The 24,716-nt window shown below is 65.2% G+C and carries 29 protein-coding genes and 1 pseudogene; 19 read left to right on the top strand and 11 right to left on the bottom strand.

Going from position 1 to position 24,716, the window contains the following annotated elements; translation table 11 throughout:
- The first annotated feature begins 15 nt into the window (after positions 1 to 15).
- Genes ABZX86_RS27510 through ABZX86_RS27495 form a run of 4 tightly spaced genes read left to right on the top strand, consistent with a single transcriptional unit; the run spans position 16 to position 3,305 of the window.
- A complete protein-coding gene (locus ABZX86_RS27510) occupies positions 16 to 357 on the top strand; it encodes a HypC/HybG/HupF family hydrogenase formation chaperone (RefSeq protein WP_355127541.1) in 342 nt (113 codons plus the stop codon).
- Complete coding sequence (gene hypD / locus ABZX86_RS27505) at positions 354 to 1,466, top strand: hydrogenase formation protein HypD (protein ID WP_355127540.1); 1,113 nt, start codon at positions 354 to 356, stop codon at positions 1,464 to 1,466. Before ABZX86_RS27510 ends, hypD begins: the two co-directional genes overlap by 4 nt.
- Positions 1,459 to 2,544 carry a hydrogenase expression/formation protein HypE gene (gene hypE / locus ABZX86_RS27500; protein ID WP_355127539.1) on the top strand — a complete coding sequence of 362 codons (1,086 nt, stop codon included), beginning with the start codon at positions 1,459 to 1,461 and terminating at the stop codon, positions 2,542 to 2,544. Before hypD ends, hypE begins: the two co-directional genes overlap by 8 nt.
- Positions 2,545 to 2,555: 11 nt before the next feature.
- Positions 2,556 to 3,305 (top strand): DUF6390 family protein, encoded by a 750-nt coding sequence (locus ABZX86_RS27495; RefSeq protein WP_355127538.1) that lies wholly within the window; start codon positions 2,556 to 2,558, stop codon positions 3,303 to 3,305.
- Here ABZX86_RS27495 and ABZX86_RS27490 read toward each other — a convergent pair.
- Positions 3,280 to 4,023, bottom strand: coding sequence for an SDR family oxidoreductase (locus tag ABZX86_RS27490; protein ID WP_355127537.1), 744 nt, complete (start codon positions 4,021 to 4,023; stop codon positions 3,280 to 3,282). The two genes, ABZX86_RS27495 and ABZX86_RS27490, sit on opposite strands and share 26 nt — an antisense overlap.
- 123 nt (positions 4,024 to 4,146) lie before the next feature.
- Between ABZX86_RS27490 and ABZX86_RS27485 the strand changes: the two genes are divergently transcribed.
- Both ABZX86_RS27485 and ABZX86_RS27480 read left to right on the top strand, forming a co-directional pair.
- Positions 4,147 to 4,974: a helix-turn-helix transcriptional regulator gene (locus ABZX86_RS27485; protein ID WP_355127536.1), complete on the top strand. Its 828-nt coding sequence runs from the start codon at positions 4,147 to 4,149 to the stop codon at positions 4,972 to 4,974.
- A 56-nt stretch (positions 4,975 to 5,030) separates the two neighbouring features.
- Positions 5,031 to 6,140: a DNA alkylation repair protein gene (locus tag ABZX86_RS27480; protein ID WP_355127535.1), complete on the top strand. Its 1,110-nt coding sequence runs from the start codon at positions 5,031 to 5,033 to the stop codon at positions 6,138 to 6,140.
- A 15-nt stretch (positions 6,141 to 6,155) separates the two neighbouring features.
- On the opposite strand, the gene ABZX86_RS27475 is transcribed toward ABZX86_RS27480, so the two are convergent.
- Positions 6,156 to 6,518, bottom strand: coding sequence for a nuclear transport factor 2 family protein (locus ABZX86_RS27475; protein WP_355127534.1), 363 nt, complete (start codon positions 6,516 to 6,518; stop codon positions 6,156 to 6,158).
- A gap of 457 nt (positions 6,519 to 6,975) precedes the next feature.
- Between ABZX86_RS27475 and ABZX86_RS27470 the strand changes: the two genes are divergently transcribed.
- Positions 6,976 to 7,611, top strand: coding sequence for a TetR/AcrR family transcriptional regulator (locus ABZX86_RS27470; protein ID WP_355127533.1), 636 nt, complete (start codon positions 6,976 to 6,978; stop codon positions 7,609 to 7,611).
- On the opposite strand, the gene ABZX86_RS27465 is transcribed toward ABZX86_RS27470, so the two are convergent.
- On the bottom strand, positions 7,493 to 8,353 hold the full coding sequence (locus ABZX86_RS27465) for a VOC family protein (protein ID WP_355127532.1): 861 nt from the start codon (positions 8,351 to 8,353) through the stop codon (positions 7,493 to 7,495). The two genes, ABZX86_RS27470 and ABZX86_RS27465, sit on opposite strands and share 119 nt — an antisense overlap.
- Before the next feature lie 44 nt (positions 8,354 to 8,397).
- Positions 8,398 to 9,855 (bottom strand): FAD-dependent monooxygenase, encoded by a 1,458-nt coding sequence (locus ABZX86_RS27460; protein WP_355127531.1) that lies wholly within the window; start codon positions 9,853 to 9,855, stop codon positions 8,398 to 8,400.
- Between the two features lie 170 nt (positions 9,856 to 10,025).
- Between ABZX86_RS27460 and ABZX86_RS27455 the strand changes: the two genes are divergently transcribed.
- Entirely contained in the window at positions 10,026 to 10,472 is a 447-nt protein-coding gene (locus ABZX86_RS27455; protein ID WP_355127530.1) for a nuclear transport factor 2 family protein, read from the top strand.
- Here ABZX86_RS27455 and ABZX86_RS27450 read toward each other — a convergent pair.
- Positions 10,451 to 11,029: a helix-turn-helix domain-containing protein gene (locus tag ABZX86_RS27450; RefSeq protein WP_355127529.1), complete on the bottom strand. Its 579-nt coding sequence runs from the start codon at positions 11,027 to 11,029 to the stop codon at positions 10,451 to 10,453. The genes ABZX86_RS27455 and ABZX86_RS27450 overlap by 22 nt on opposite strands.
- Before the next feature lie 110 nt (positions 11,030 to 11,139).
- Between ABZX86_RS27450 and ABZX86_RS27445 the strand changes: the two genes are divergently transcribed.
- Positions 11,140 to 12,087, top strand: a complete 948-nt coding sequence (locus tag ABZX86_RS27445) for an SDR family NAD(P)-dependent oxidoreductase (protein ID WP_355127528.1) — start codon at positions 11,140 to 11,142, stop codon at positions 12,085 to 12,087.
- 119 nt (positions 12,088 to 12,206) lie between these two features.
- Positions 12,207 to 12,947, top strand: coding sequence for a glucose 1-dehydrogenase (locus ABZX86_RS27440; protein WP_355127527.1), 741 nt, complete (start codon positions 12,207 to 12,209; stop codon positions 12,945 to 12,947).
- On the opposite strand, the gene ABZX86_RS27435 is transcribed toward ABZX86_RS27440, so the two are convergent.
- A complete protein-coding gene (locus ABZX86_RS27435) occupies positions 12,944 to 13,213 on the bottom strand; it encodes a hypothetical protein (RefSeq protein ID WP_327146025.1) in 270 nt (89 codons plus the stop codon). The two genes, ABZX86_RS27440 and ABZX86_RS27435, sit on opposite strands and share 4 nt — an antisense overlap.
- A gap of 160 nt (positions 13,214 to 13,373) precedes the next feature.
- Between ABZX86_RS27435 and ABZX86_RS27430 the strand changes: the two genes are divergently transcribed.
- Positions 13,374 to 13,703: a cupin domain-containing protein gene (locus tag ABZX86_RS27430; RefSeq protein ID WP_355127703.1), complete on the top strand. Its 330-nt coding sequence runs from the start codon at positions 13,374 to 13,376 to the stop codon at positions 13,701 to 13,703.
- Position 13,704: 1 nt separating this feature from the next.
- On the opposite strand, the gene ABZX86_RS27425 is transcribed toward ABZX86_RS27430, so the two are convergent.
- On the bottom strand, positions 13,705 to 14,397 hold the full coding sequence (locus ABZX86_RS27425) for an alpha/beta hydrolase (protein WP_355127526.1): 693 nt from the start codon (positions 14,395 to 14,397) through the stop codon (positions 13,705 to 13,707).
- Between the two features lie 219 nt (positions 14,398 to 14,616).
- Positions 14,617 to 14,823, bottom strand: a pseudogene (locus ABZX86_RS27420) (WhiB family transcriptional regulator); the annotation flags it as partial.
- A gap of 461 nt (positions 14,824 to 15,284) precedes the next feature.
- Between ABZX86_RS27420 and ABZX86_RS27415 the strand changes: the two are divergent.
- Positions 15,285 to 16,439 (top strand): alpha/beta hydrolase, encoded by a 1,155-nt coding sequence (locus tag ABZX86_RS27415; RefSeq protein ID WP_355127525.1) that lies wholly within the window; start codon positions 15,285 to 15,287, stop codon positions 16,437 to 16,439.
- On the opposite strand, the gene ABZX86_RS27410 is transcribed toward ABZX86_RS27415, so the two are convergent.
- Entirely contained in the window at positions 16,409 to 17,311 is a 903-nt protein-coding gene (locus ABZX86_RS27410) for an oxygenase MpaB family protein (protein WP_355127524.1), read from the bottom strand. The two genes, ABZX86_RS27415 and ABZX86_RS27410, sit on opposite strands and share 31 nt — an antisense overlap.
- A 129-nt stretch (positions 17,312 to 17,440) precedes the next feature.
- Here ABZX86_RS27410 and ABZX86_RS27405 point away from each other — a divergent pair, with 129 nt between their 5' ends.
- Both ABZX86_RS27405 and ABZX86_RS27400 read left to right on the top strand, forming a co-directional pair.
- Positions 17,441 to 18,064: a TetR family transcriptional regulator gene (locus tag ABZX86_RS27405; RefSeq protein WP_355127523.1), complete on the top strand. Its 624-nt coding sequence runs from the start codon at positions 17,441 to 17,443 to the stop codon at positions 18,062 to 18,064.
- Between the two features lie 188 nt (positions 18,065 to 18,252).
- Complete coding sequence (locus ABZX86_RS27400) at positions 18,253 to 18,888, top strand: ATP-binding protein (RefSeq protein ID WP_355127522.1); 636 nt, start codon at positions 18,253 to 18,255, stop codon at positions 18,886 to 18,888.
- A gap of 78 nt (positions 18,889 to 18,966) precedes the next feature.
- Here the strand turns inward: ABZX86_RS27400 and ABZX86_RS27395 are convergent, their stop codons facing one another.
- The gene (locus tag ABZX86_RS27395; RefSeq protein ID WP_297614961.1) at positions 18,967 to 19,176 is read right to left on the bottom strand and encodes a TOBE domain-containing protein; all 210 of its coding nucleotides are present in this window, start codon (positions 19,174 to 19,176) and stop codon (positions 18,967 to 18,969) included.
- Positions 19,177 to 19,343: 167 nt separating this feature from the next.
- Between ABZX86_RS27395 and ABZX86_RS27390 the strand changes: the two genes are divergently transcribed.
- From ABZX86_RS27390 to ABZX86_RS27370, 5 genes are all read left to right on the top strand, one after another.
- Positions 19,344 to 20,276, top strand: coding sequence for a TauD/TfdA family dioxygenase (locus ABZX86_RS27390; protein ID WP_355127521.1), 933 nt, complete (start codon positions 19,344 to 19,346; stop codon positions 20,274 to 20,276).
- Between the two features lie 108 nt (positions 20,277 to 20,384).
- Positions 20,385 to 21,041, top strand: coding sequence for an ABC transporter permease (locus tag ABZX86_RS27385; RefSeq protein ID WP_327146030.1), 657 nt, complete (start codon positions 20,385 to 20,387; stop codon positions 21,039 to 21,041).
- Positions 21,038 to 22,336 (top strand): ATP-binding cassette domain-containing protein, encoded by a 1,299-nt coding sequence (locus ABZX86_RS27380; protein ID WP_355127520.1) that lies wholly within the window; start codon positions 21,038 to 21,040, stop codon positions 22,334 to 22,336. The genes ABZX86_RS27385 and ABZX86_RS27380 overlap by 4 nt, the downstream gene beginning before the upstream one ends.
- Positions 22,333 to 23,070 (top strand): ABC transporter permease, encoded by a 738-nt coding sequence (locus ABZX86_RS27375; protein WP_327146032.1) that lies wholly within the window; start codon positions 22,333 to 22,335, stop codon positions 23,068 to 23,070. The genes ABZX86_RS27380 and ABZX86_RS27375 overlap by 4 nt, the downstream gene beginning before the upstream one ends.
- Complete coding sequence (locus tag ABZX86_RS27370; protein WP_355127519.1) at positions 23,067 to 24,047, top strand: glycine betaine ABC transporter substrate-binding protein; 981 nt, start codon at positions 23,067 to 23,069, stop codon at positions 24,045 to 24,047. Before ABZX86_RS27375 ends, ABZX86_RS27370 begins: the two co-directional genes overlap by 4 nt.
- A 25-nt stretch (positions 24,048 to 24,072) precedes the next feature.
- Here ABZX86_RS27370 and ABZX86_RS27365 read toward each other — a convergent pair whose 3' ends face one another.
- Entirely contained in the window at positions 24,073 to 24,678 is a 606-nt protein-coding gene (locus ABZX86_RS27365; RefSeq protein ID WP_355127518.1) for a class I SAM-dependent methyltransferase, read from the bottom strand.
- Between the last annotated feature and the right edge of the window lie 38 nt (positions 24,679 to 24,716).

Raw genomic sequence — 24,716 nt, 5'->3', positions numbered from 1 at the left:
AAAGGAGAGCCGACAATGTGCCTGGCAGTCCCAGGGAAGGTGCTCAGCCTCCAGGAGCGTGACGGCACGCTGATGTCCGTCGTCGACTTCGGGGGCGTGCACAAGGATGTGTGCCTGCAATACATTCCGGACGCCGCCATCGGTGACTACGTGGTGGTGCACGTCGGCTTCGCCATCCAGCGGCTCGATGAGGTGTCCGCGTTGCGCACACTGGCCGAATTCGAGCATCTCGGGGTGCTGAAGGAGGAATTCGGCGATGGTTTCGCGCTGGCCGCCAAACAGTCGGGTCTCGCCGACCCCACGGCCGTGGGCGCCGAACCCGCTCAGCCACAACACGATACAGAGGTGCCGTCATGAAGTATCTCGACGAGTTCAGCAATCCTGAGCTGGCCAAGAACCTGCTCGACAAGATCCGCGCCGTCACCACCCGGCGCTGGGCGATCATGGAAGTGTGTGGTGGACAGACCCATTCGATCATCCGCCACGGCATCGACCAGCTGCTGCCCGATCAGATCGAAATGATCCACGGGCCCGGCTGTCCGGTCTGCGTGACCCCGCTCGAGGTGATCGACAAGGCGCTCGAGATCGCCGCACAACCCGGGGTGATCTTCTGTTCCTTCGGCGACATGCTGCGGGTGCCGGGCAGTAAGAAGGACCTGTTCCACGTCAAGAGCGAGGGCGGCGACGTCCGGGTGGTGTACTCACCGCTGGACGCGCTGAACATCGCCAGGGAGAATCCGGACCGGCAGGTGGTGTTCTTCGGCATCGGATTCGAGACCACGGCGCCCGCCAATGCGATGACCGTCTATCAGGCGAAAAGGCTTGGCATCGAGAACTTCTCGCTGCTGGTCTCGCATGTGCTGGTACCGCCCGCCATTGCCGCCATCATGGAATCGCCGAGCTGCCGCGTACAGGGTTTTCTCGCGGCCGGACATGTGTGCAGCGTGATGGGCACCGAGGAGTATCCGCCGCTGGCCGAGAAGTATCGGGTGCCGATGGTGGTCACCGGTTTCGAGCCGCTCGACATTCTGGAAGGTATCCGCCGCACCGTCATCCAGCTGGAGGAGGGCAGGCATGAGCTGGAGAACGCGTATCCGCGCGCGGTGACCCTGGAGGGCAATCCCGCCGCGAAGGCGATGCTCACCGATGTCTTCGAAGTCACCGACCGGGCCTGGCGCGGAATCGGCGTCATTCCGCTGAGCGGGTGGCGGCTCTCGGATCGCTACCGTGATTACGATGCGGAACAACGCTTTTCGGTGGGCGATATGCACACTGCGGAATCCTCGATCTGCCGCTCCGGCGAGGTATTGCAGGGCCTGATCAAACCGCACGAATGCGCCGCGTTCGGCAAGGAGTGCACGCCGCGAAATCCGCTGGGCGCCACCATGGTGTCGTCGGAGGGCGCCTGCGCGGCCTACTACCTGTATCGACGCCTGGATCTGCCCGCGGAGGTGGCTCATGCCTGACGATATCGGAATGCCGACCGCCGCTCCGGCGATCGATATGGAGAACTGGGTGTGCCCGATGCCGCTGCGGGATTCACCGAATATCGTGATGGGGCACGGCGGCGGGGGCGCCATGTCGGGGGAGTTGATCGAGCATCTGTTCCTGCCCGCCTTCGGCTCGGCTGCCGAGGCGGGGATGGGCGATTCGGCGGTCATCACCCTGGGAGGCGCGCGGCTGGCGTTCTCGACGGACTCGTTTGTGGTGAAGCCGTTGATATTTCCCGGTGGGTCGATCGGTGATCTGGCGGTGAACGGCACGGTCAATGATCTGGCGATGTCGGGCGCGCGGCCGATGGTGCTGTCCACCGCGTTCATTCTCGAAGAGGGAACAGCGCTTGCCGATATCGCGCATATCGCTAAGGCGCTGGGCACCGCGGCCTTGGCGGCCGGGGTCAAGCTTGTCACCGGCGATACCAAGGTGGTCGATTCCGGGCACGGTGACGGCATTTTCATCAATACCGCCGGTATCGGCATTGTCGACGACGGCGTGGATATCCGCCCGCAGCGGGCCACCGCGGGTGATGTGGTGATCGTCAGCGGCGATATCGGTGTTCACGGCGTCGCGGTGATGAGCTGCCGGTCGGGGCTGGAATTCGGGACCACGGTGGTCAGCGATACCGCACCGCTCAATGGCCTGGTCGCGGCCATGCTCGCCACCGGCGCTGATGTGCACGTGCTGCGAGATCCCACCCGAGGCGGGGTGGCCGCGACGCTCAATGAGATCGCCGGGGTCGCGAAGGTCGGTGTCGCACTGGATGAAAGGAAGCTGCCGGTACCTCCCGAAGTACGCGATGCGTGCGGGCTGCTCGGGCTGGATCCGATGTATGTCGCCAACGAGGGCAAGCTGATCGCCTTTGTCGCACCGGAGGACGCGGATCGGGTCCTGGCCGCCATGCGGGAGCATCCGCTGGGCGCCCGGTCCGAAGCCATCGGGGTCTGTGTGAGCGAACATCCGGGCATGGTGGTGGCTCGCACGGCGTTGGGAGGTACCCGGGTGGTCGCCCTGCCCGCCGGTGAACAGCTGCCACGGATCTGCTGAAAGGCGTTGGTATGACCGGGCTCTCGGGAACCGAGATATTCGCCCGGTACGCCTACGCCCCCAACCGGCTCGGCTATTGCGGGCCGCCTGAGGCCACCGCCCTGCGCGACGGTGCACCGGAGCAGGTGCGTGCGGCGGCCCGGCGGTTCTCGGGGGCCTGGCCATATCTGCGGGTCATGTCCAGGATGACCGGGATCGCCGACCCGCTCGATCCGCGCCTCGTCGAATCATATTGGCTCGGTGGCGGTCTGGGCGCGCAGCTCGATGCCGCGGAGTTCACCGCCGAACTGCTTTCGCTGATCGGGCCGCTCGCCGGCCAGTACTGGGCGCATCTGACCGCCGACCTGGCGGGGGAGGCGGCCGCCAATCACTGCTTCCACGTATTCGGGGTCTACCCGTGGTCCCGGTTTCTGGGAAAGGGCATGGACGGACATCCGCTCCATGTCCTCGACAGCTGCCGTATCGGCTGGGGAACCATTGTCGAGCGCTCCGGCGACGATATCTCGATCACCGGTCCCCGGTTGGTCTGGGACGACCACGTACTGCGCCTGTCGGAACCCTCGGAGCAGCACGCCGTGATCGATGGTTTCGGCTCGGAGGCGACGATCGGCGACCAGGTCGCGGTGCACTGGGGCAGGCTCTGCGGCCGCCTCGACTCCGCGCAGGTGCGCGACCTGCAAACGAGCACCGAACACCAGTTGCTGGCCACCAACCGCCGCCTGGCCGGTGGGGCACCTAGTTCTGTGCCGAAGGACGGATGACGAGTTCGTTGACATCGACCGTCGCGGGCTGACCGATGGCGAAGCCGATAGCCTCGGCAATCGCCGATGCGGGGATGGCGAGCCGGTCGGTCGCACCGCGCGCCGCCGATCGGGCCGCGTCCGAACCACCGCGGTCGGTGAGCTCGCTGTGGGTGAAGCCCGGGCTGACGACGGTGACGCGAATATCCTTGCTCTCCTGGCGCAATCCCTCGGACAGCGCGCGGACGCCGAACTTGGTGGCGCTGTAGACCGCTGCGGTCGGGTCGACGCGCAGGCCCGCGACCGAGGCGATATTGACGATGTGACCGCTGCCCTGCGCCTGCATGGCCGGCAGCACAGCGGCGATGCCGTAGAGCGTGCCGCGCAGATTGACGTCGATCATCTGCTCCCATTCGTCGATGCGCAGATCGCTGATAGGGGACAGCGGCATCACCCCGGCATTGTTGATCAGTACGTCGACCCGGCCGTATCGATCGACAGCGGTGGCGACGAACACCCGGACGCTGTCCAAGCTGGTGACGTCGAGTTCGAGGCCGTCGAGCAAACCTCCGGCAGCGCGTACGCCGGCCGCCAGGACCGCGAGCCGATCGGTGCGCCGGGCGCCCGCGACCACCTGATGTCCCAGCGCGGCGAGGTGACGGGCGGTGGCCTCGCCGATCCCGCTGCTGGCTCCGGTGATCAGGACGACCTTCTGCTCGGTGTGCGACGAGGAAGTCATTGCGCTCCTAGGACTCTGGTGAGGTGACAACCCAGTACATCCGGGATGCGCCGGTTCTGGAAGGCAGTGTGAACCTGGGTGCGCGACACCCTGGCCAGTTCCGGCGTGGCTATCATCGCCAGCATGGGATCCCGTGACAATGAGCTCGGTGAGTTCCTTCGGGCCTGCCGCGCGCGGATCGAACCCGCCGAGGCCGGGCTGTCCGGCGGTGGGTCGGGCCGTCGGGTCGCGGGGCTGCGCAGGGAGGAAGTGGCGGTGCTGGCCGGAGTCAGCGCTGATTACTACGCACGGCTGGAACAGGGGCGTGAGCGGAATCCTTCCGCGCAGGTCATCGATGCGATTGGGCGTGCGCTGAAACTCACCGCCGACGCTCGCGGTCATCTGTATCGGCTGGCAGGGTTGAATCCCCGTGTGTTGCCCGAGAATTCGCGGGACCGGGTGCACCCGTCGCTGCTGCAACTGCTCGATGCGTTCCCCCGCGCCGGCGCGTATGTGCTGGGACCGGCGTTCGACGTGCTGGCGGCCAATTCGATCGCCGAGGCCTTGCTGGCGCCGTTCGGTGCCGAGCGGAATATGCCGCGCATCCTGTTCACACATCCGGAGGCCAGGACCGTTTTCGCCGAGTGGCCCGTGGTGGCCGCCGCCACGGTGCATGCGTTGCGCCTGAATGCCGGGCACTACCCGGCGGATCGGGATATCAGCGGTCTTGTCGCCGAGCTCACCGAGAGGTCCCCGGAGTTTCGTACGCTGTGGGCCGATCAGAAGGTCGGGGGTCTCGATCGTGCGTTCAAGGTCTTCGTCCATCCCGATGCCGGGCGAATCGAACTGACCTACCAGACCTTCGATGTGCGCGATGCGCCCGGACAGCAGTTGCTCGTGGGCACCCCGGAGCCCGGAAGTCGCAGCGAGGAAGCGCTCGCCTATCTCGCTGCCATGTCGGCTCCGGCCTGAGCTCGTCCTGTCGCAGTGATACCTCGAGAAACCAGCACCCAGGAGTATCGGACGTCATGCCCTTCGCTGATGAACTCATCAATGACCGCACCGCGCGCGATCTGCTCGGCGCGATCGAAAAGGCCGCGCCTACAGCTGAATTGACCGCTTTGCGAGCCGCGCCCGGCAAGCTCGGCCCCCTCGCCCTGCGACCGCGCGCCGATCTGCTCCGCGATGCGCTTCTGGCGGATGTGCCCGGCACGTACGCCGAACTCGCCGGTGTCGTGCGCACCGCCGCCAACGGTTCGGAGCCATTCGGGGGGTGGCTGATCTGGCCGGTCACCAGCGCGATCGCGGCTCGCGCCGTGGCGGAGGGCAGCAACACCGCGTTCGATGACGCGATGGCGCTGCTGGCCGATCTCACCGGGCGGCTCACCGCGGAATTTGCGATCCGCACGCTGCTGCGCCACGATCTGGACCGGGCGCTGGGCGTTGTCGCCGGGTGGGCCACCTCCGGCGATATCGATGTCCGCCGGCTGGCGTCCGAGGGAACCCGGCCTTATCTGCCTTGGTCCACAAGGGTTCCCGAGATCATTGCCCGTCCCGGAGTCACCGTGCCGATCCTCGACGCGCTCTACCTCGACGACAGCGAATATGTCCGACGCTCGGTGGCCAACCACCTCAATGACCTCAGCCGCGACGAACCCGATCTGGTGGTCGCCACCGCCCGGCGCTGGCTCGCCGCTCCAGGACCCGATACCGCGCGCCTGGTGCGCCACGCTCTGCGCACCCTGATCAAAGCCGGCCACCCGGGGGCACTGGAGTTGCTCGGATTCGCCCATGCCGCAGTCGAAATCGACGGTCCGCTACTGGACCGGAGGACCGTTGCGCCCGGCGGCAGCATCCGCTTCACCGCCACCATCCGCAATTCCGGCACCGATCCGGCGCGACTGTCCATCGACTACGTCATCCACCACCGCAAGGCAAACGGCGGCCAAACCGGCAAAACCTTCAAACTAGCCACCTGCACCCTCGCCCCCGGTGAAGTGCACACCATCGACCGCGAGCACTCGTTCCGCCCGATCACCACCCGCCGCTACTACCCCGGCGGCCACGCAATCGAATTGCGTATCAACGGTATTGCCTCCGACCGCGTCACCTTCGACCTCGAAGCGGAACCCGCCTGACCGGACGCGGGACGCTCAGCGCTCGTTGTTCCACATCCGGAACACCGAACAGCGGCGCTTCTCACCAAAGGTCACCGTCCACAGATTCGCGAACGTCCCGAGCTTGCGATAAACACCCGTCCCTTCGATCGCGGCTGTATCCCCATTGACCGCCAGCACCGACCACTGGAATTCCCACCCGCCCTGCTGCCAAGCCTCTCGACCCAACCATCCGTCCACGATGGCCGCACGACCGATCCACGAAGTCTCATAAGGCCATTCGTGATACTCGGCCTCCTCGGTGAACAGCCCGGCAATATCCTCCGGATCGGACGTCTTCCACGCCCGCACATACCGCTCGACCCACGCGTCCACCTGCTTCTCGGTAATCGCGACCATGATTCCCCTTTGCTCTCCGGCACTTTCGACGCATCCTCGGCCGATCCACGAACTCGGAGAAGGCTGCGGTGTTCCTGGGTGCCCGGCTCCCAGGAACACGCTCGGCTGGAGGTCGATGCCGGCCGCATCAGTGCACTCGGCATCTGCGCATCCGGCGGCTACGTGCTGTCCACCACCCTGAGCTGATGCCCCGAACCTCTTGGGGCGCAGTCGTTTCGAACGGTTGTGCATGAATCTCCAATCCCAAGGAGAGTATGTACATGGAAATATATGCATCTATCTATGTATTACGGGTGGGTCGCAAACAATGCGCAACGGGCTCGGTTTCATACCGGCCGCTAGGCCGGAGCAAAAGGGCCTCCGTAGGGCCCGGCGAATGCATTGTTCGCTGAGACCGATCGCCTCGGTCAAGGCCATCATCCCGCATGAAACGGTCGTTCTTGTTTAGGGTGGGGGTATGCCGCGCATCAGTGAGGAACTTTGGGCCGAACGGCGTCGTCATGTGTTGACGAGTGCTTGGGGGTGTTTCGCGCGGGATGGGTTCCATGCGGCGTCGATGGATCAGATCATCGGTGCGACCGGGTTGTCTTCGAGTGCCGTGTACCGGTACTTCCGGAGCAAGGACGAGCTCATCGACGCTACGGCGGCGGAGGCGCTCGAGCTGATCGGGAGTCTGTTCGATCGATTGCTGGCCGCTGAGCCGACGCCGACCCCGGACGAGACGGTTGCCGTGCTGGTGGAGGACCTGCACAGCAGGGGGGAGCAGGAAGGTTATGACCTCTCGCAATTGGCGATGCAGGCGTGGACCGAGGCGCTTCGGCGGCCGCACCTGCATGAGCTGGTCAACGCCTACTATCGCTCCACCCGGGCGAACTTCGCCGAGCTCGCCCGGCGGTGGCAGGTTGCCGGATACCTTGCGCCGGATGCCGATATCGACGCTGTGGCAGCGTTATTGACGACACTGATGCCGGGTCTTATCGTGCTGGAACACCTCGGTGACGGCTCTTCGGCGCAGCAATTGATCGCCGGCATAAGCGGTTTCGCCTCGGCCTCCTCGCTTCGAGACGGGGCTCGCGGTCGAAATCCGGTGTGAATGCGGGATTGCGCCCAGCTGTCAGGTCAACGGCGTGAGTAAATCCTGCTGTGGCGGCCAATCCACCAGGGGCATAGCGAATGTGGCGAACTGTTCCATATGGGCAGTCTTGTGGTGCGCATCGAGTGCCGCCTGATCTGAGGCAGCCGTCCTCCTGCCGGATGATGTCTTCCAGTGACCGCATCCGGGCGAGTACCCGGTCTCGGTAGCCGGGCAGCGCCGTGAGTCGGCCGACCGCACACACGGCGGATTCGCCTGCAGCGCTGGCTGTTTCGGCGACAACTCCCGCGCCGAGCCAGGGTGAATCGAACTCCACCGCATCGGCGCCCAACCGGTGGGGCTCGGTGGTGTAGAAACGCAGCCGGAGCCCATCGGGATCGGGAACCACCAGCAACCAGCCGATCAGCGCGACAATCGGGGGTGAATGCGGGATGTCGAGGGTATCGAGCCGTGCAACCCAGTGGTCGATCGCCACTCGATCCGTGACGGACAGGGTGAGAAGGTCATAACCGTTGAGAGCCTTGGCCGTCACCGGATCCAGCCGTAGCTCCAGTCGGCCGGGGAAGCCGGGAACATCGAGGATGACGGCGAAGAGTGTGCCGTCGGCGCGACGGTGATCGAGCTCGGTCAGACGATGCGCGCCGAGGACGGTGCGATACCAGTCGGCACTGCGCTCGAGGTCGGTGACGGGCAGTTTCAGGTGATGGATTCCGCGGTGTATCGGGTTCGCGGGGGCGCTCATGATCAGATCAACTCCGTCGGACGCGTGATTCGGATGCGGTGGCGTTATCGAATGGGGAGATAGCTCGAAAGGTCTTGCAGCACAGTGCCGCCACTGGCCGGAACCTCGTTTGCAGCCAGGTATCCGTCCGGTCGGACAAGCAGCGGCCTGTCGAGCCCGGGCATGTGCCGAACGGTCACCACTCCGTGCCGGACAGGCTGCGCCGAGGCCTGCCCGATGTCGCCGGGCAGCGCAAGGGTCCAGTTCAGGCCGGCGCTGGGGACGATCAGTGGCGAGACGCGTCCGCCGATACGCGGTGATCCGTGGTCAGGCTCATCGGTATAGGCGATATCGAGCTGCGCGAGTTTGGTGGTGATCCAGTCGGTGACGCCGGGTGTGGCGGCGGCTGCGGTCAGGACACGATTGCGGAGATCGCCTGCGACCGGGTCGCGCAGATTCGCAAGTGTGGCGAATTGGCTTGTGAAGGAGACCATTCCGGTCGCGACAGGGTGCCGCTCATGGTGATAGCTGTCCAGCAGTTCGACCGGTGTGAGCCCTGTCAGTACCGCATGCAGTTTCCAGGCGAGATTTCCGGCATCCTGAATGCCGGTATTCATGCCCTGAGCTCCCGCCGGGCTGTGGGTGTGTGCGGCGTCGCCGACCAGGAAGACATTCCCGGCCCGGAAATAGGCTGCCACCCGTTCCTGTACGCGGTAGGTCGATGCGGCCACCACCTCGATCACCCGGGCTTCGCTGGAACGCGAACCACGCTCGGCGAGAAGGCGTTCGATATCAGCGAGTGTCGGGGGCGCCGGACTGGGCGCCGAGGCCACCATGCGATGCAGGCCGCCGGCAAGCGGGGACAGCAGCAGCATGCCGTTGGCGGAAAGAAAGAACGTGGTGTCGGATTTGGCGTCGTCGTCATCGAGACTCAGCCGCACATCGGCAATAGCGAATCGCTGCTCGTGCGCCGCACCGGGGAAATCGATTCCGGCTGACGTCCGGACCGCACTGTGGACGCCGTCGCAGCCGACGATGTAGCGCGCGGATATCGCGCGCAGCATGCCATCGGGGCCCGCGACGGTCGCGACCTTCCCCGGGAAATCGGTGGCTGCACCGAGGAATTTGTGACCGCGATGCACCTCGCCGCCCAACTCCTTCAAGCGCTGCAGCAGATGCGCCTCGGTGGTCTGCTGGGAGATCAGCAGCACGAAGGGGTATGGCGTCTGCAGGTCGTCGTAGCCTGCCCGCAGCAATGTCCTGTCGCGATCGTGCAACCGAAACCCCCGCCCACGCTCGCCGGCCTGGACCAATCGCGCACTGACATCGATTCGCTCGAGATATTCCAAGGTGCGGGGCTGTACGGCCGCCGCTTTACTGCCGGGCTGAACCTCGGTGAAGCGGTCGATCAGTACATGGTCCACGCCCAGTTGACGCAGGCTTGCCGCGAGTGTCAGTCCTGCCGGTCCGGCACCGACGATCAGCACGTCGGTCTGGGCGGGAAGCAGCGGAATGGATGTCATCGCCTTCTCCTAAAACGAAACGATCGTTTCCGTATAGATTTCAGAGTAGCTCCCAGTGGGCCGTCAGCGCAAACGTTCATTCCTCTTTGGTGCTACCGCTTTTCGAGATTCAACGCACGGACGGACTGGCCGCTCGACAATGAACCCGGCAACGAACTGAAGGTGAGTACATGAGCAGAGCCATCGAGAATCTGATCGCCGCCTATGCCGAGCTGGTGGATGGCGGCGACTTCGCAGGGCTGGGTGCGCTGCTCGCCGATGCGAGCTTCGGCAGCAGTGGAGGATCGGTCAGTGGGGCTGAGGCGATCGAGGCGATGTTCCGCGGCACGGTGATCGTGTATGAGGACGGCACGCCGCGCACCAAGCACGTCACCACCAATCTCGCGATCGAGGTGGACGAGGCTGCGGGCACGGCTGGGTGCCGGAGTTATTTCACGGTGCTGCAGGCGTTGCCCGAATTACCCTTGCAGCCCATTGCAAGTGGCCGCTACCACGACAGTTTCGCTCGGCGTGACGGGCGGTGGCGGTTTGTGGAGCGCCGGGTGTTTGTCGATCTTGTGGGTGATGTCAGCAGGCATCTGTACCCGCGCGGGGGTCAGGCGGCGGGTGGGAAGTAGCGCAGGCCGTCCATCAGGAGGTCCAGTAGGCGGCGGGCCAGGTCGCGCTGGTCGAGTTCGCCTGCGATGAGGGTGATTCCGCCCAGGCTCATCAGGACGTCGGTCGGGTCGATGTCCGAGCGGATCGTTGTGTCGGCGGCGCCGGCGGTCAGGAGTTCTGCCAGGGCGTCGGTGAGTAGTGCGCGGGTGTGCATGATGTCGGCTTCCGAGACGAGCAGGGTGCGCAGGGCGTCTGCCATGGCGTTCTTGGTGGCCATGAAGTCGATGAAATGGTCCATCCAGGTTCGGAGTGCCTGGGGTGCGGGAACATTCGACAGGAGGTCGAGGGCGGAGTCGCACAGTCTGGTGACTTCGTTGCGGTAGGTCGCTTCGACCAGGGTCTCGCGGGTGGGGAAGCGGCGATACAGGGTGCCGATGCCGACGCCCGCGTCCTTGGCGATCGCTTTGAGTGAGGCCTGGGTGCCCTCGCGGGCGAAGGCCTGTGCGGCCGCCTCGAGGACGCGGTCGTGATTGAGCTGCGCGTCGGCGCGCAGGGGGCGGGATCCTGCGGGGGGCATTTTTTCGACGTCTCCTGACTGTTGATAAACGGAGCCGGGTCCGCTTATGCTGGGTAAGCGGACCCGGCTCCGTTTATCAGTGTAGAGCGTCGTCAGGAAGAAGTAGTGGGATGAGTATCAGTCGTGTCACCACGCCCTTCGGTGCGCAATCCACCGCATCGGAAGTCATTGCGGGCCTGGACCTTACGGGCTACCGGGCGATCGTCACCGGCGGCGGGTCCGGAATCGGCACCGAGACGGCTCGTGCCCTCGCCGGCGCCAACGCGGAGGTGACCCTGGCCGTGCGCAATGTCGAAGCCGCGAAAGCTGTCGCAGAGGAGATCATCGGCGTCACCGGTAATGACAAGGTCCGTATCGAACCACTCGACCTCGCGGACCGGGCGTCGATCGCGGCGTTCGCCACCGCCTGGCACGGGCCACTGCATATTCTCGTCGACAATGCGGGCATCATGGCCACACCGGAACTGCGCACCCCGCAGGGCTGGGAAATGCAGTTCGCCACAAACCATCTCGGCCATTTCGCACTGACCGGTGGTCTGCACGACGCGCTGGCGGCGGCGGGCACTGCGCGAGTGGTCGTGGTGAGTTCGGTCGGTCATCTGAACGGGCAGATCGTGTTCGACGACATCCACTTCCAGCGCCGGCCCTATGACCCGTGGGAGGCGTACGGGCAGTCCAAAACGGCCAATATCCTGTTCGCGGTCGAGGCGGCGCAGCGCTGGGCCGACGACGGGATCACCGTGAACGCCCTGAACCCGGGCAGAATCCCGGCCACGAATCTGAGCAGGCATATGGGCGCGGTGCAGAACGCGCCCGCATCATTCGAGCCAGACAGCACCGCGGTCTCGTGGAAGACCCCGGCGCAGGGCGCGGCCACCTCGGTCCTGCTGGCCACCTCGCCGCTGCTCGAGGGGGTGGGCGGTCGCTACTTCGAGGACTGCAACGAGGCCGAACCCCATCAGCCCGGCATTCGCCGCGGTGTGGCCTCGTACGCACTTGACCCCGGCAATGCCGAACGGCTGTGGCAGGTCTCGCTCGACCTGCTTGCCGAGCGGTAGCGGCTCAGGGGATTCAATCAACGATTGAATTACTGATTGACACGTGTTTCACTTCTCGGCATGGTTCAGAAGGTCGTCCCGGATCCGTGGCGGCCGACCACACCGATCGAGGAGACACCATGAGTGGCCGACTGTCCGGTCGTGTCGCGCTGATCAGCGGCGCGGCCTCGGGAATGGGCGCATCACACGCCCGCGCCTTCATCGCCGAGGGCGCCGCCGTCATGATCGGCGATATCACCGATGAGCCGGGGGAGCGGCTGGCCGACGAGCTCGGCGACCGGGCCGCCTTCATTCATCTGGATGTCACGCGCTCCGAGGACTGGACGGCCGCGGTGGCCGAAACCGTCCGGCGCTTCGGCAAACTCAATGTCCTGGTCAACAACGCCGGGATCTTCGATGGTGGCCCGCTCGGTGAGTACACCGAAAAGCAATGGCAGACAGTCATTGCCGTCAATCTGACCGGGCCATTTCTCGGCCTCACCGCTGCCCGCGACGCATTGGTCGCGGCGCGCCCCGCCGCCGTCGTGAACATCTCCTCCGCCGCCGGAATCCAGGGCGTCGCCGGTGTACACGCCTACACCGCGTCCAAATTCGGCGTCCGCGGCCTGACCAAGTCGGCGGCCCTGGAACTGGCTCCCCACGGTGTCCGCGTCAATTCCGTGCATCCGGGCGGCATCCTCACCCCGATGCTCGGCGCGACCGGCGAGGTCACCGTCGACCGCGCCTCGAATCCGCTTGCCAGACTAGGGGTTCCGGAAGAGGTGACCCCGCTCGTTGTCTTCCTCGCCAGCGAGGAATCCAGCTACTGCAATGGTGCGGAGTACGTCGTCGACGGCGGTATGACCGCCGGTCGCCCCTAACCGCACCAGGGCGCCGCGGACCCGTCGAGGACCGGGAGCGGGCCCTTGTTGCACTGGCCGGACCCGGTCTGGAATGACTTGATCAGGTTCGCCGAACCGGTCGGTGACGGATCGAACGATCCGGTCCCGCCCGTGCCTGCCACCGAGTCGGCGGTCTGCGCCGCGGGTGAGAGCGCCAGCGGCTCTGCGGCGGCCATGGCGGCAGGGGCGAGCAGTCCGGCGAATACGCTCGCGGCGGCCACCGCGGTGCGGATGGGGGTGATCATCAGTCGAGTCTCCTTGGGGTGCAGTATGTTCGCCCCAGAAAACTAGATCGTGGACCTTCCACGTTGCGAGACCCTGAAACCAGCGGCACCAGAACCTCCGGCGACGCAACCACCGTCACCCGCGCGGAATAGGGCGCGGGTGACGGTGGTTGCGGGCGATATGGAGATCAGTGAATTTCCCGGATACGAATGGGTCGACTCGGCGGATGTGCCGGTGCGGGAGGTGTTTCCGGGTATCCGGGCGCGGCCGCTGTGGACCGGCGTGAATGGCGCCAAGGCGCATGTGCTGGAGATGGATCCCGGTACCCGCTGGCAGGGGATCGACCTGCACGAGCCGGGGCCGGAGGAGGTGTTCGTCGTTTCCGGTGTCTTCAATGACGGGTTCCGCGATTACCCGGCCGGATCCTTCATACATGCTCCGGCCGGGTCGTCGCATATCCCGCAATCCGCCACCGGCTGTACGTTGTTCGTGTTCTACCCCGAAGGGTGAGTCACGACAGTTCGGTTGCCGCCTCGTCGATGAGGTCGGTCACGGGACCGGGCTGCGAAGCCAGGGAGGCGTGGCCGGCGTCCAGTTCGATGATCTTGCGCGGGTTCATCCGCTTGGCCATGCGACGTTCGTTGTCGGGGTTGATCATTCGGTCGGCGGTCGAGACCTGGTACCAGGTCGGCTTCGCCTTCCAGGCGGGCGCGGTGACATTGTCGCCGAAGGTGGTTGCCAGGGGAGCCTTCTGGGTGACGGCCATGACCAGTGCTTCTTCGGTCGAGAGGTCCTGGCAGAAGCTCTCGTGGAATTTGTCCTGCTTCACCCACAGATAGCCGTCGGAGTCGGGCGCGAGGTTCGCGGCCGCTACCGGAGGCATTTCTTCGGTGATCTGCCCTGGGCTTTCACCGGCATCGGGCGCGAAGGCCGCGATATAGACGAGACCGGCCACATTGGGCAGGTCACCGGCCTCGGTGATCACCGCGCCGCCGTAGGAATGGCCGACCAGCACGACGTGCCCGTCCACCTGCTTGACCATCTTCCGCGTGCGCTCGGCGTCGTCGGCCAGGGAGGTCAGGGGGTTCTCCACCGCGAAGATGGATCGATAGCCCCGCTTGTCGAGTTCGACGATCACCTTCGCCCAGTGCGCCGCGCCGCCCCAAAATCCGTGCACCAGTACGATTGTCGGCTTGATCGTCATATCGAAACCTCTCTCGGCGCACCGGGTGCGCACAACGGATGGTTACCTCGACTTGATCAGATCTGCGCTATGGGTACGGGCTCAGGTCCCTGTTGATCTCACTAAGGTTAGCTGCTGCTTTGCGCACCCCCGTCAGCGCGGTGCCCGATGCTCCTGATCCACCCGGATGAGCGGCGGTTCGGGTGCGATATGCGGAGCCGTCGAGGCCCCGACCCGGCGTTGCTGCGAATAGCGGCGCCGCTCGGCCTCTGTCATACCGCCCCAGATGCCGAAACGCTGGTCATGGGCCAGTGCGTAGTCCAGGCACTGCTTACGCACGTCGCAGCCCTCGCATATGCGTTTGCCTGTTCGGCCGGAACCTCCCACCTCGGGAAAGAATGCGTCCGGATCGGTTTGCGCGCACAGTGCTTGTTCGCGCCAGCTCTGTGGCCCGGGCTCGTCCAGATTGAACAGTGATCGCGCCATCATCGGTTGCTGCTTCATCTCAACGCCTTCGGTCAACGTGTCGTGTGTCGTCGGAGCCTTTGAAATCGGTGCTGCATCCAGGTCTGTCCCCCCGGAACATCTGCGGCAACTCTGAAAAGTGGTGTTGCCAAGTGCAATGAGCCGCATGATGCGACGAACATACATTGATAGTTACCGTTCAGCAATCGCTAGCTTTTCCGGAACGGGATCACCGGAGTCCGCCTAATAGCCGAACGCGTTCCAAAATGGCTCTCACCACCCTGCATCGGTGCGGCCGATCTCAGTTGCTGGTTGATCGCGGTCTTCTTACGCGCTTTTGCCGTTCGTCTCAGACCGCTTTGCCGATCGCTGCGCAGGATCGATGGCATCACCCGAAAGCGGATACGCCGCAGGGTGATGACGACGAATGAGGAGTTCGGAAAATGCGAATTGCCGGTGCGCTCTTGCTCGCTCTGACGCTGCCCATGGTCGGTACCGCCTGCACGGGTGGCACCGAACCGGTGAAGGCTTCGCCGAGTTCGGCAGTCAACAGTCCTGCTGCGCGATTGCCCTCGCCCACAGAACCGTTCGTGGTCGGCCGCAATGTGCTGCATCTGGTCGACAATGCCCGTACCGACCCCTGGCAACCGGAGTTGCCGCGCGAGCTGATGGTCAGCATGTATTACCCCGCGCAGCGCGGCAGCAGCGGCGAGCATGCGCCGTACGCGACGGATGGCGAGATCAGCCTGCTGATCGGCGGTACCGGTCTGACGGGGGTGCCTGCACATGCGTTGAGCCGGGCCGGGACCAACGCCGTCATGAACGCGGAGCCTGCCGAGGGGTCGCACCCGCTGGTGGTGCTCTCGCCGGGCTTCACCGCACCTCGATACACCCTGACCGCGCTGGCGGAAGAGCTCGCCGCCCGCGGTTATGTGGTGGCCGCCGTGGACCACTCCGGCGAATCGTTCGGAACCGAGTTTCCCGGTCGGATGTCGACCTGCGCCGCGTGTGAGAAGACCATGGCGCCGGGCGCATTCACCGCCGTCGCCGAAACGCGGGCGCACGATACCGCCTTCCTCCTCGACCGCCTGACCGGCGCCGATCCGGTCTGGCCCTATGGCCGCCTGATCGATGCCACCCGCATCGGCACGGCCGGTCACTCCATCGGCGGGGCGAGTGCCGCCGCTGCCATGGCACTGGACCCGCGGGTGCGCGCGGGAGTGAACATGGACGGCTCGTTCCACGGAGTGGTTCCGGCCGGAGGTCTGGGGGATCGGCCCTTTCTGATGCTCGCGGCCGATGACCAGGGCAGTCCGACGGGCAGCGATCCATCATGGACCGAGGCCTGGCCCCGCCTGCACGGGTGGAAGCGATGGCTGACCCTGACCGGTTCCGACCACGAATCCTTCATCGATACCGGTTCTCTCGCAGCACAATTAGGTGCGCCGATCGAAACCGCACTGAGCAGCGCCCGCGCACTCGACCTCACCCGCACCTACGTCGCCGCCTTCTTCGATCAGCACCTGCGCGGAATCGCCCACCCCCTGCTGGACCGCCCCGACCCCGCCTACCCGGAGATCCGATTCAACACTCCGTAACCGTGTCGGCCGGTGCGCACCCCGCGAATGCTCTCGTAGGCGCGGGGGAAGAAGCGGACTCGCTCGGGCAGCAGCGGCCAGGTGCGCCGGACAGCGCCGGCGAAGACCCGGAACGCGAGTTGATCGCGGCGGTTCCAGGACAGCTCGAGGATTTCCCGCCCGCGTTCGGGCATCAATGCGGTGAGAAGCCAGACGTTCAAGGTCATGACCGGGCGTTGCGCGGCGACCCACAGCGCCGCCGGCACGCCCGGCGGCGCTGGAATCCGGCGGTTCGACACACTGACCGCGTAGTCGGTGGTGGCATTGGATTCCAGTGCGGTGGTGAGCATTCGGTCCCAGTACGCCGTGAACTCGGCGTAGTCGGTGAGTACCGGTGCCATCGACATGCCGTACTGCTGCCACCAGGTGATGCCTTCGGCGATGAGCTGATTCTTCTCGGCCGGACTCAGGGGGGTGCCGAAGTGTTCCTCCATCGCGATCAGTACTTCGATGAAAGTGGCGTGGGTCCACCAGAAGACGTCCGGACTCAGCGCATGATAGCGCCGGCCCTGCGGATCGGTGCCCTTGAGGTTCTTGTGAAAGTCCCGCACGGTGAGAGCGGTGCGCTGCTCCGGTACGTCGTAGATGACGCCGAGGATCTGCGGAATGGACCGCAGCAGACGATCCCAGGGATCGTCGAAGAAGTTCGAATGATCCTGTAGCGCTGCGCCGACCGCAGGATGCATGTTCTGCAGGGTTCCCGTGCGACCGAGAAACAGCAGCAGTCGACGATCGCCGAGCAGTCGCCAGGTCAGTGAACCCGGTCCGATCGGAAGTCCTGCCGTATCGCCGTCGAGCGCCCGGATTTCCGCGCTGATTTCGCTGCCCTGCATGGTCGGCCTCCTCGCCAGATCGCCGGCGCCTTTGCCGACGAAACAATGCAACGGTATCAGTACTATCGTTGCATGCCTAGGTTGCGGGGATCAGCGCGATAGGCTCGCCCGGGCGAAGGAGGTGGTCCGGTGAACCCACCGGCTGGACTGTGGTCACTGCTGGCCGGCGACGATTCCGTGGTCGATGAGGTGGACCGCCGCATTATCGAGGCCGCCCTCGAGCAATTCACGCTCGTCGGAATCAAGCGCACCAGCACCGACGACATCGCGCGCCGCGCCGGGGTCAACCGGACCACGCTGTACCGCCGAATGGGGACCAAGGACGATATCGTCCGCGCCGCGATTCTCTACGAGGTCCGCCGCATGCTGGACCGGATCGAAGCCGAGGTCGGCCCGATTACCGATGTCGCCGAACGCATTACCGAGGGATGCGCCACCACCGTCACGCTCCTGCGTGAGAACGCGCTTCTGGAACACCTGCTCGCCGTGGACCGGGACGAGATCCTGCCACAGGTCACCACCGGCGCCGGTGCGGCACTGGGCACGGGAACATTATTTGTCGCCGACCAAATCCGCCGCGCCAGAACAGAACTCGGACTGCGCGAGCATGCCGATGTCGAAGGCCTGGCGGCGATCCTGGTCCGGCTCGTGCATTCGCTGGTGCTCATCCCCGCCGGGCCGCCGAATCTCGAAACCCGTGAACAACTTCGTGGGTTCGCACGGCTGCACATTCTGCCGATGATCACGGCCTAGTCCCAGCGCCTGGCGCAACACGCTTGGGTGGTACAACGCTGTGGGTCGCCGATTTCGGCACGTAGGATCTGACGATCACCGATACGAAGCCGGGCGAGAGCAGCGCTGTTCTCAACTTCCTGACGGCGCACCAATGCCGGTAGCCGGTATCTATCCGTAACGACCTCCCTGAGGAAGGGGCGTTCGAGATGGTGTTGTCCGACAGTGAAATAGCGGCCGCGCGGATCGTCGAACTGCTCGAGTCGGCCCGATCCGGCCTCGGTTCCGCTGCTGTCCTGCGGGGCGATTCGGGCATCGGCAAGTCTGCGCTACTCGGTTATGCGGTCGAGCGGGCCGAAGGCTTCAAGGTTTTGCGGTGCCGGGGCAGGAATGGGGAGACCGGCGTCTCGGGCTTGCGCGAACTCTTCGAGCAGGTGCAGGATCCCCTCGAAATCCTGGCGGAACCGCACGCCGAGGTACTCGGTCGTGCACTCACGCTGGGACGGCAGGCGGTGGACCCGTATCTGGTCGGCATCTCCATGGTGACACTGCTCAGCGCACTCGCGTGTGAACGCCCACTGCTGATCGTCGCCGATGATGTGCAGTCGCTGGATCTTTCGACGGTGGAGTACCTGGCCTTCGCCGCCCGCCGACTCACCTCCGCCCCGATTGCCCTACTGCTGGCACACGAGGACCCGATCGGCCCAATGCTGCGCGGGCTTCCGCAAATCCATCTGACCGAGGCCATCGAACGACCTGTCTCCGTAGCCGGGCCGACTGCGCCGGCGCGGGCATACGAGTACCCCGCGCCGGTAAAGTCACGTGCTGGTCGCCGGTCGGCATGACCGCGAATCGGCTGCGGATAATCGAGCACGCCCGCTGATCGTCATCCGAATCGCCTGGCGTGCACCGGCGTTCGCCGTCTACTCGATACCGAGCGTGACTTCGGTCGACTTGATCAGAACCTTGACGGGTGTCCCGTCGGCCAGCCCGAGATCGTCAACGGCATCGCGGGTGATCGACGAGGTGATCTCATCGCCACCATTGAGCCGGATCTTCACGACAGCCATTGCCTCGCCGCGCGTGATCGAGGTGACGGTGCCGTCGAGTTGATTGCGGGTGCTCAGTCGCATGGCGGCGAGTGTAGGCATCGTGGTGTCCGATCGGTGGGATGCGGAGCGTGCGAAGGGTGTTGCCGGACAGTTGCTTGTTTAGATCTGCGTGACTCTAATGCTCGTCGCGGCGAGCGCGGGGTGGTTCGATCGCAACGATCGTCCGGATCGAGCGAAAGGCCCCCGATATGAGCGTCGATTACCTCAGCGACACCGCGACCACCGTGCGGGTGGTCAAGCTCGGTGCGCACATCGGCGCGCAGATCGACGGGGTCCGGCTCGGTGGTGACCTGGACGCGGCGACCGTGGCCACGCTGCGCGCGGCGCTCCACGAGCACAAGGTGATCTTCTTCCGTGGTCAGCACCATCTGACGGAGGACGGGCAGTACGAGTTCGCGCAGTTGCTCGGCAATCCGACCACTCCCCATCCGACGCTCAGCTCGGCGGGTGCCAAGAGCCTGGCCATCGATTCCCAGCATGGTCGTTCGAATACCTGGCATACCGATGTGACCTTCGTCGATCGGGTGCCGAAGGCCTCGATTCTGCGCGCGGTCTCGCTGCCCAGCTATGGCGGCTCGACCACCTGGGCCTCGACCGTGGCCGCCTACAACGCGCTTCCGGAACCGCTCAAGCGGCTGGCCGAGAGTCTGCGTGCGCGGCACACCAATCTGTACGACTACGCCGCCGAGGACCGCCCGGACGAGAACTTCCGCGCCTACCGCCGCGAATTCGAATCCACCTATTTCGAGACCGAGCATCCGGTGGTGCACGTGCACCCGGAGACCGGTGAACGCGCACTGCTGCTGGGCTGCTTCGTGAAAGAGCTTGTCGGCGTATCCAGGAGCGAGTCGCAGGCGCTGTTCCGCCTGTTCCAGGACCGGGTGACCCGGCTCGAGCACACCGCGCGCTGGAACTGGTCGCTGGGTGATGTCGCCATCTGGGACAACCACGCCACCCAGCACTATGCCGTCGACGATTACGACGGCGCCGAACACCGCCGGCTGACCCGCATCACGCTGGCCGGTGAGATTCCCGTCGGCATCGACGGCGTGCCGAGCACGGTCATCGCCGGTAGCGCCGAGTCCTATTCGACCGTCGATCGTCTGCGGGGAGCGGCATAACCCCGGACTCCGCCCGGATGCCCCGCGCGCCTTTGCAGAGCCGAGCGCACCCCAGCGAATAGGCTTTTACGGCTCGCGCAGACAAGTACCGACCGGACTCGGCTGACGATGGGAATTCCCGTGGACTTATGGAGCTATATCCGAGGGCGGGAAGGATTTCTGGCGTTCCTCACGTATCAGCATGCGTCACTGGCATTTCAGACGGTGCTGGTCGGGACCGTGGTCGCGGTCCTCATTGCCGTGGCGGTCTACCGGCTCCCGCTGCTGTCGGCACTGACGCTGACATCGAGCCGGGTCGCGCTGACCATTCCCTCGCTCGCCCTGTTGGCGCTGCTGCTGGTTCCGTTCGGACTGGGCGTGGTTCCGTCGTTTGTCATGCTGGCGTTCTTCGCCGCGCTGCCGGTCATCGGTAATGCGATCGTGGGTTTGCGCTCGGTTCCGGCCTCGGTCATCGAATCCGCGCAGGGCATCGGCTTTTCGCGCTGGCGCATTCTGCTGACCGTCGAATTGCCGATTGCCTGGCCGGTGATTCTCACCGGCATCCGGGTCTCCACACAGATGATCGTCGGCGTCGCGGCCATCGTCGCGTATGTCCTCGGACCGGGCCTCGGATCCCTGATTTTCAATGGCCTGTCCCGGCTCGGCGGCGCGAATGCCCTCGAAATGGCGCTCACGGGCACCCTTCTCATTGTCTTCATCGCGCTGGTATTCGACGCGCTCCTCGTCCTCCTCGGCCGCCTCACCATCGCAAAGGGACTGTCATGACCGATGCTGTGACCAGCCGGACCGCTCCGGGTACGCCGGACCGCAATGTGACCGGTGCGTCCATCGAGCTGGACTCCGTCGTCAAGCGCTACCGGGGCCAGGACAAGCCCGCGGTCGAGAGCCTGGATCTCGAGATCGAGGCCGGGCAGATCGTCGCGTTTGTCGGACCGTCCGGGTGCGGTAAGACAACCACGCTGAAGATGATCAATCGCTTGATCGAGCCGACCGAAGGCCGGATCTTCATCGACGGCCGCGATGTCACCAGGGAAGACCCGGACAAGCTGCGTCAATCGATCGGCTATGTCATCCAATCCGGTGGCCTGTTCCCGCACTGGTCGGTCGCCAAGAATATCGGCGCCATTCCGCGGGTGCTCGGCTGGGACAAGAAGCGGATTGCCGAGCGCACCGAATATCTGCTCGATCTGGTGGGCCTGGACCCCGGCACCTTCGCCGATCGGCTGCCGAAGGATATGTCCGGCGGACAGCAGCAGCGAGTCGGCGTGGCCCGCGCGCTCGCGGCCGATCCGCCGGTCCTGCTCATGGACGAGCCGTTCGGCGCCGTCGATCCGATCACGCGGGTTCGCTTGCAGGACAGCCTGATTGCGATCCAGCACGAACTCGGCAAGACCGTCGTGATCGTCACGCACGATTTCGAGGAGGCCACCAAGCTCGGCGATAAGGTCCTCATCCTGTCCGAGGGCGGTCACATCGAGCAGTACGCGGCGCCGGAGGAGATTCTCACCGATCCGGCCACGCCGTTCGTGGAGGAGTTTGTCGGATCCGGTGCGAAGCTGGCGTATCTCACCGTGTCCCGGGTGCGCGACGTCGACTGTGATGCCGTGACCACCGCGCGCATCGGTGAGCCGTCCCAGAGCGTGATCGCCCGCGCGAAGGCCGCCGGGCACACTTGGGTCGTGGTCGTCGACTCGGCCGGGCGGCCGCGATCGTGGCCCTCGCTCACCGAGGTCGCGAGCAAACCCGAGGTGTCGGACTACCTCGATCGCCGATTGCCGGTGGTCGCCCGGTCTTCGACCCTCAATGACGCACTCGATGCCATGCTCGCCGCCAGCCAGGGCGCCACGCTGGTCACCGACGGCCGCGGCGCGGTGGTCGGCTCGCTCAATATCGGCTCGGTGACGGAGGTCATCCAGACCAAACTCGCCGAGGGGCATGCCGCCGAGGAGGACCTGTCCTACGCGACGTATGTCGACGGCACCGATCCCGCGCCGACACCGGTGATCGCGGCTGCCGACGAACCCGGAGCCGAGGAACTCGGAACGGACGAGCAGTCATGAACCGCCTGCGCCGCACCCCGATCGACGTGTGGTTCGAGCCGATCATCATTCTTGTCATCGGCATCGGCTACTTCCTCTGGTACCGGTCGACGACCTTCACCCCGACCGAGCAGGCCTCGCTCGGATGGGCCAACCTGCAGCACACCATCTTCGAGCACATCAAGCTGACCGTGGTGGCCACGCTGATCGTGGTGGTCATCGCGATTCCGCTGGGCATAGCGCTGACTCGGCCCGCATTGACGAGGCTCGAACCCATTGCCGTCAATGTCGCCAATATCGGCCAGGCGGCGCCCGCGGTCGGGCTGCTCGTCCTGTTCACCTTCTGGCTCGGCACCGGATTCCGCACGGCGGTCATCGGTTTGGTCATCTACGCGATCCTGCCGATTCTGCAGAACACCATTGTCGGGCTGCGGCAGGTGGATCAGCGCACGATCGAGGCGTCGCGCGGTATCGGCTTCTCGGCCGCCCGGACGCTGTTCCAGGTCGAATTGCCGCTGGCGGTGCCGGTCATCCTGAACGGTGTGCGCACCGCGCTGGTGATTCTGGTCGGCACCGCGACGCTGAGCACCTTCATCGGCGCGACGAGTCTCGGCACGCTGATCACCACGGGCGTCACGCTGTTCCTGCCCAGGCTGCTCGTCTCCGGCGCGATCCTGGTCGGGCTGCTGGCCCTGATCATCGACTGGCTCGGCAGAATCGTCGAATTGGCCGCGACCCCACGGGGTATCGCATGAGGTCGCCACGAGCCCGGCTGCTCACCGTGGTGTCGGTGCTCGCCGTGACGATGCTCGCGGGGTGCGGTCTGGTGAGCTCCTCGGGAACGTTCCACCATGCGCGGCTGCCGGGCGGTGCCCAGCCGCTGGACGGTGCGAAGCTGGTCGTCACCTCGAAGAGCTTCACCGAGGGCGTACTGCTGGGCAAGATCACCGCGACCTATCTGTCTGCGGCGGGCGCGGACGTGAAGGATCTGACCGGTGCACCGGGTTCGGCATCGTCGCGGCAGGCTCAGCTCAATGGCGACGCCGATATTCTCTGGGAGTACACCGGCACCGGCTGGGTCAATTATCACAATGAGACCGAGACGATCGCGGACCCGAAGGAACTCTGGCAGCGGGTCCACGATATCGAGAAGAAGGACCACAATCTGGAGTGGCTGCCGCCCTCCAATTTCAATGACACGTACGCCTTCGCGGCCTCGACGCCGACCGCCACGCGCTTGAAGGTGAAGTCGCTCTCCGATGTGGCGGCGCTGCCGGTTCCGGAGCGGACCTTCTGTGTCGATGACGAATTCTTCAGTCGCTCGGACGGTTTCATTCCGATGCTGAAGAAGTACGGGATTCCGTACAACGATCCGAACGGCGTTCCGGCCGGCAATGTCACGCGCATGGACGCCGGGGTCATCTACCCGGCGACGGCCAAGAGCGCCCCGTGCAATTTCGGCATGGTCTACACCACCGACGGCCGGGTCAAGAATCTGAATTTGACCGTCCTCGACGATGACAAGGAGTTCTTCCTGCCCTACAGCGGTACGGCAGTGGTGCGCGGAGCCGTCATCGACCGCTACCCGCAGCTGCGAACGCTGCTCGGCACGATCTCCGAGCGCCTCACCGATCAGCTCATGCAGGAACTCAACGGTCGTGTCGATATCGACGGGCAGGACCCCTCCGACGTCGCCTACGACTGGCTGAAGAGCGAAAAGCTGGTCGAGTAAACAGGATTCGCGGCGGCCCGCACGGCTACGTGCGGGTCATCGAGACCAGCCACGCCTGCAGCGTGGGCGGGTCCATGAGGATGTCGATGACGGTCTCGGTGATCGAGTCGATGTGCCAGCCTTTGACGAAGGCGGTTTCGATATCGGTGCGGCTGAGTCGATACGGGCCCCAGGTACCGGGTTGGCGGTCGCTGCAACCGAGCAGGAAATAGCGGCCGCCGGGGCGGACGACCGCGGCGATGCTCTCGACATACACCGCACGCAGCTCGGGATCGAAGGTGTGGAACAGGCCGCAGTCGAGCACGGTGTCGAAGGTTTCGCCGAGGTCGGCCAGTGCGAGTGCGTCGCGGCACAGGAATTGGGCGGTGAGGTCGCGCTCCCGGGCTTTCTGCTGGGCGAGTTCGATCGCATGCGCCGATTGGTCGATGCCGACCGCTTCGTGCCCGAGGCGTGCGGCGAGCAGGGCATGTTCGCCTGTGCCACAGCCGATATCGAGTACGCGGCCGCGCAGCTCGCCCTGCTCGGCCAGGGCGGCGAAGTCGGTTTGCGGCCTGCCGATATCCCATGGCGGCGTGGTCTCGTAGGAATCGCCGATGTGGACCGGTCGGCGGAATTCTGGTTCCGGGGTCATGGGGCCATTGTCTCTCCGGCGGCCGACACCATTGCGCG

The sequence above is a fragment of the Nocardia sp. NPDC006630 genome, from assembly GCF_040611495.1.
Taxonomy (GTDB): domain Bacteria; phylum Actinomycetota; class Actinomycetes; order Mycobacteriales; family Mycobacteriaceae; genus Nocardia.
The sequence above is the reverse complement of the archived record's forward strand: the minus strand, read 5'-3'. Positions and strand labels throughout refer to the sequence as shown.

What these genes read in the sequence shown, in the direction of transcription:
- ABZX86_RS27510 (WP_355127541.1), top strand. Translation starts at nt 16, where the DNA reads ATGTGCCTGGCAGTCCCAGGGAAGGTGCTCAGCCTCCAGGAGCGTGAC.
- hypD (WP_355127540.1), top strand. Translation starts at nt 354, where the DNA reads ATGAAGTATCTCGACGAGTTCAGCAATCCTGAGCTGGCCAAGAACCTG.
- hypE (WP_355127539.1), top strand. Translation starts at nt 1,459, where the DNA reads ATGCCTGACGATATCGGAATGCCGACCGCCGCTCCGGCGATCGATATG.
- ABZX86_RS27495 (WP_355127538.1), top strand. Translation starts at nt 2,556, where the DNA reads ATGACCGGGCTCTCGGGAACCGAGATATTCGCCCGGTACGCCTACGCC.
- ABZX86_RS27490 (WP_355127537.1), bottom strand. Translation starts at nt 4,023, where the DNA reads ATGACTTCCTCGTCGCACACCGAGCAGAAGGTCGTCCTGATCACCGGA.
- ABZX86_RS27485 (WP_355127536.1), top strand. Translation starts at nt 4,147, where the DNA reads ATGGGATCCCGTGACAATGAGCTCGGTGAGTTCCTTCGGGCCTGCCGC.
- ABZX86_RS27480 (WP_355127535.1), top strand. Translation starts at nt 5,031, where the DNA reads ATGCCCTTCGCTGATGAACTCATCAATGACCGCACCGCGCGCGATCTG.
- ABZX86_RS27475 (WP_355127534.1), bottom strand. Translation starts at nt 6,518, where the DNA reads ATGGTCGCGATTACCGAGAAGCAGGTGGACGCGTGGGTCGAGCGGTAT.
- ABZX86_RS27470 (WP_355127533.1), top strand. Translation starts at nt 6,976, where the DNA reads ATGCCGCGCATCAGTGAGGAACTTTGGGCCGAACGGCGTCGTCATGTG.
- ABZX86_RS27465 (WP_355127532.1), bottom strand. Translation starts at nt 8,353, where the DNA reads ATGAGCGCCCCCGCGAACCCGATACACCGCGGAATCCATCACCTGAAA.
- ABZX86_RS27460 (WP_355127531.1), bottom strand. Translation starts at nt 9,855, where the DNA reads ATGACATCCATTCCGCTGCTTCCCGCCCAGACCGACGTGCTGATCGTC.
- ABZX86_RS27455 (WP_355127530.1), top strand. Translation starts at nt 10,026, where the DNA reads ATGAGCAGAGCCATCGAGAATCTGATCGCCGCCTATGCCGAGCTGGTG.
- ABZX86_RS27450 (WP_355127529.1), bottom strand. Translation starts at nt 11,029, where the DNA reads ATGCCCCCCGCAGGATCCCGCCCCCTGCGCGCCGACGCGCAGCTCAAT.
- ABZX86_RS27445 (WP_355127528.1), top strand. Translation starts at nt 11,140, where the DNA reads ATGAGTATCAGTCGTGTCACCACGCCCTTCGGTGCGCAATCCACCGCA.
- ABZX86_RS27440 (WP_355127527.1), top strand. Translation starts at nt 12,207, where the DNA reads ATGAGTGGCCGACTGTCCGGTCGTGTCGCGCTGATCAGCGGCGCGGCC.
- ABZX86_RS27435 (WP_327146025.1), bottom strand. Translation starts at nt 13,213, where the DNA reads ATGATCACCCCCATCCGCACCGCGGTGGCCGCCGCGAGCGTATTCGCC.
- ABZX86_RS27430 (WP_355127703.1), top strand. Translation starts at nt 13,374, where the DNA reads ATGGAGATCAGTGAATTTCCCGGATACGAATGGGTCGACTCGGCGGAT.
- ABZX86_RS27425 (WP_355127526.1), bottom strand. Translation starts at nt 14,397, where the DNA reads ATGACGATCAAGCCGACAATCGTACTGGTGCACGGATTTTGGGGCGGC.
- ABZX86_RS27415 (WP_355127525.1), top strand. Translation starts at nt 15,285, where the DNA reads ATGCGAATTGCCGGTGCGCTCTTGCTCGCTCTGACGCTGCCCATGGTC.
- ABZX86_RS27410 (WP_355127524.1), bottom strand. Translation starts at nt 17,311, where the DNA reads ATGCAGGGCAGCGAAATCAGCGCGGAAATCCGGGCGCTCGACGGCGAT.
- ABZX86_RS27400 (WP_355127522.1), top strand. Translation starts at nt 18,253, where the DNA reads ATGGTGTTGTCCGACAGTGAAATAGCGGCCGCGCGGATCGTCGAACTG.
- ABZX86_RS27395 (WP_297614961.1), bottom strand. Translation starts at nt 19,176, where the DNA reads ATGCGACTGAGCACCCGCAATCAACTCGACGGCACCGTCACCTCGATC.
- ABZX86_RS27390 (WP_355127521.1), top strand. Translation starts at nt 19,344, where the DNA reads ATGAGCGTCGATTACCTCAGCGACACCGCGACCACCGTGCGGGTGGTC.
- ABZX86_RS27385 (WP_327146030.1), top strand. Translation starts at nt 20,385, where the DNA reads ATGGGAATTCCCGTGGACTTATGGAGCTATATCCGAGGGCGGGAAGGA.
- ABZX86_RS27380 (WP_355127520.1), top strand. Translation starts at nt 21,038, where the DNA reads ATGACCGATGCTGTGACCAGCCGGACCGCTCCGGGTACGCCGGACCGC.
- ABZX86_RS27375 (WP_327146032.1), top strand. Translation starts at nt 22,333, where the DNA reads ATGAACCGCCTGCGCCGCACCCCGATCGACGTGTGGTTCGAGCCGATC.
- ABZX86_RS27370 (WP_355127519.1), top strand. Translation starts at nt 23,067, where the DNA reads ATGAGGTCGCCACGAGCCCGGCTGCTCACCGTGGTGTCGGTGCTCGCC.
- ABZX86_RS27365 (WP_355127518.1), bottom strand. Translation starts at nt 24,678, where the DNA reads ATGACCCCGGAACCAGAATTCCGCCGACCGGTCCACATCGGCGATTCC.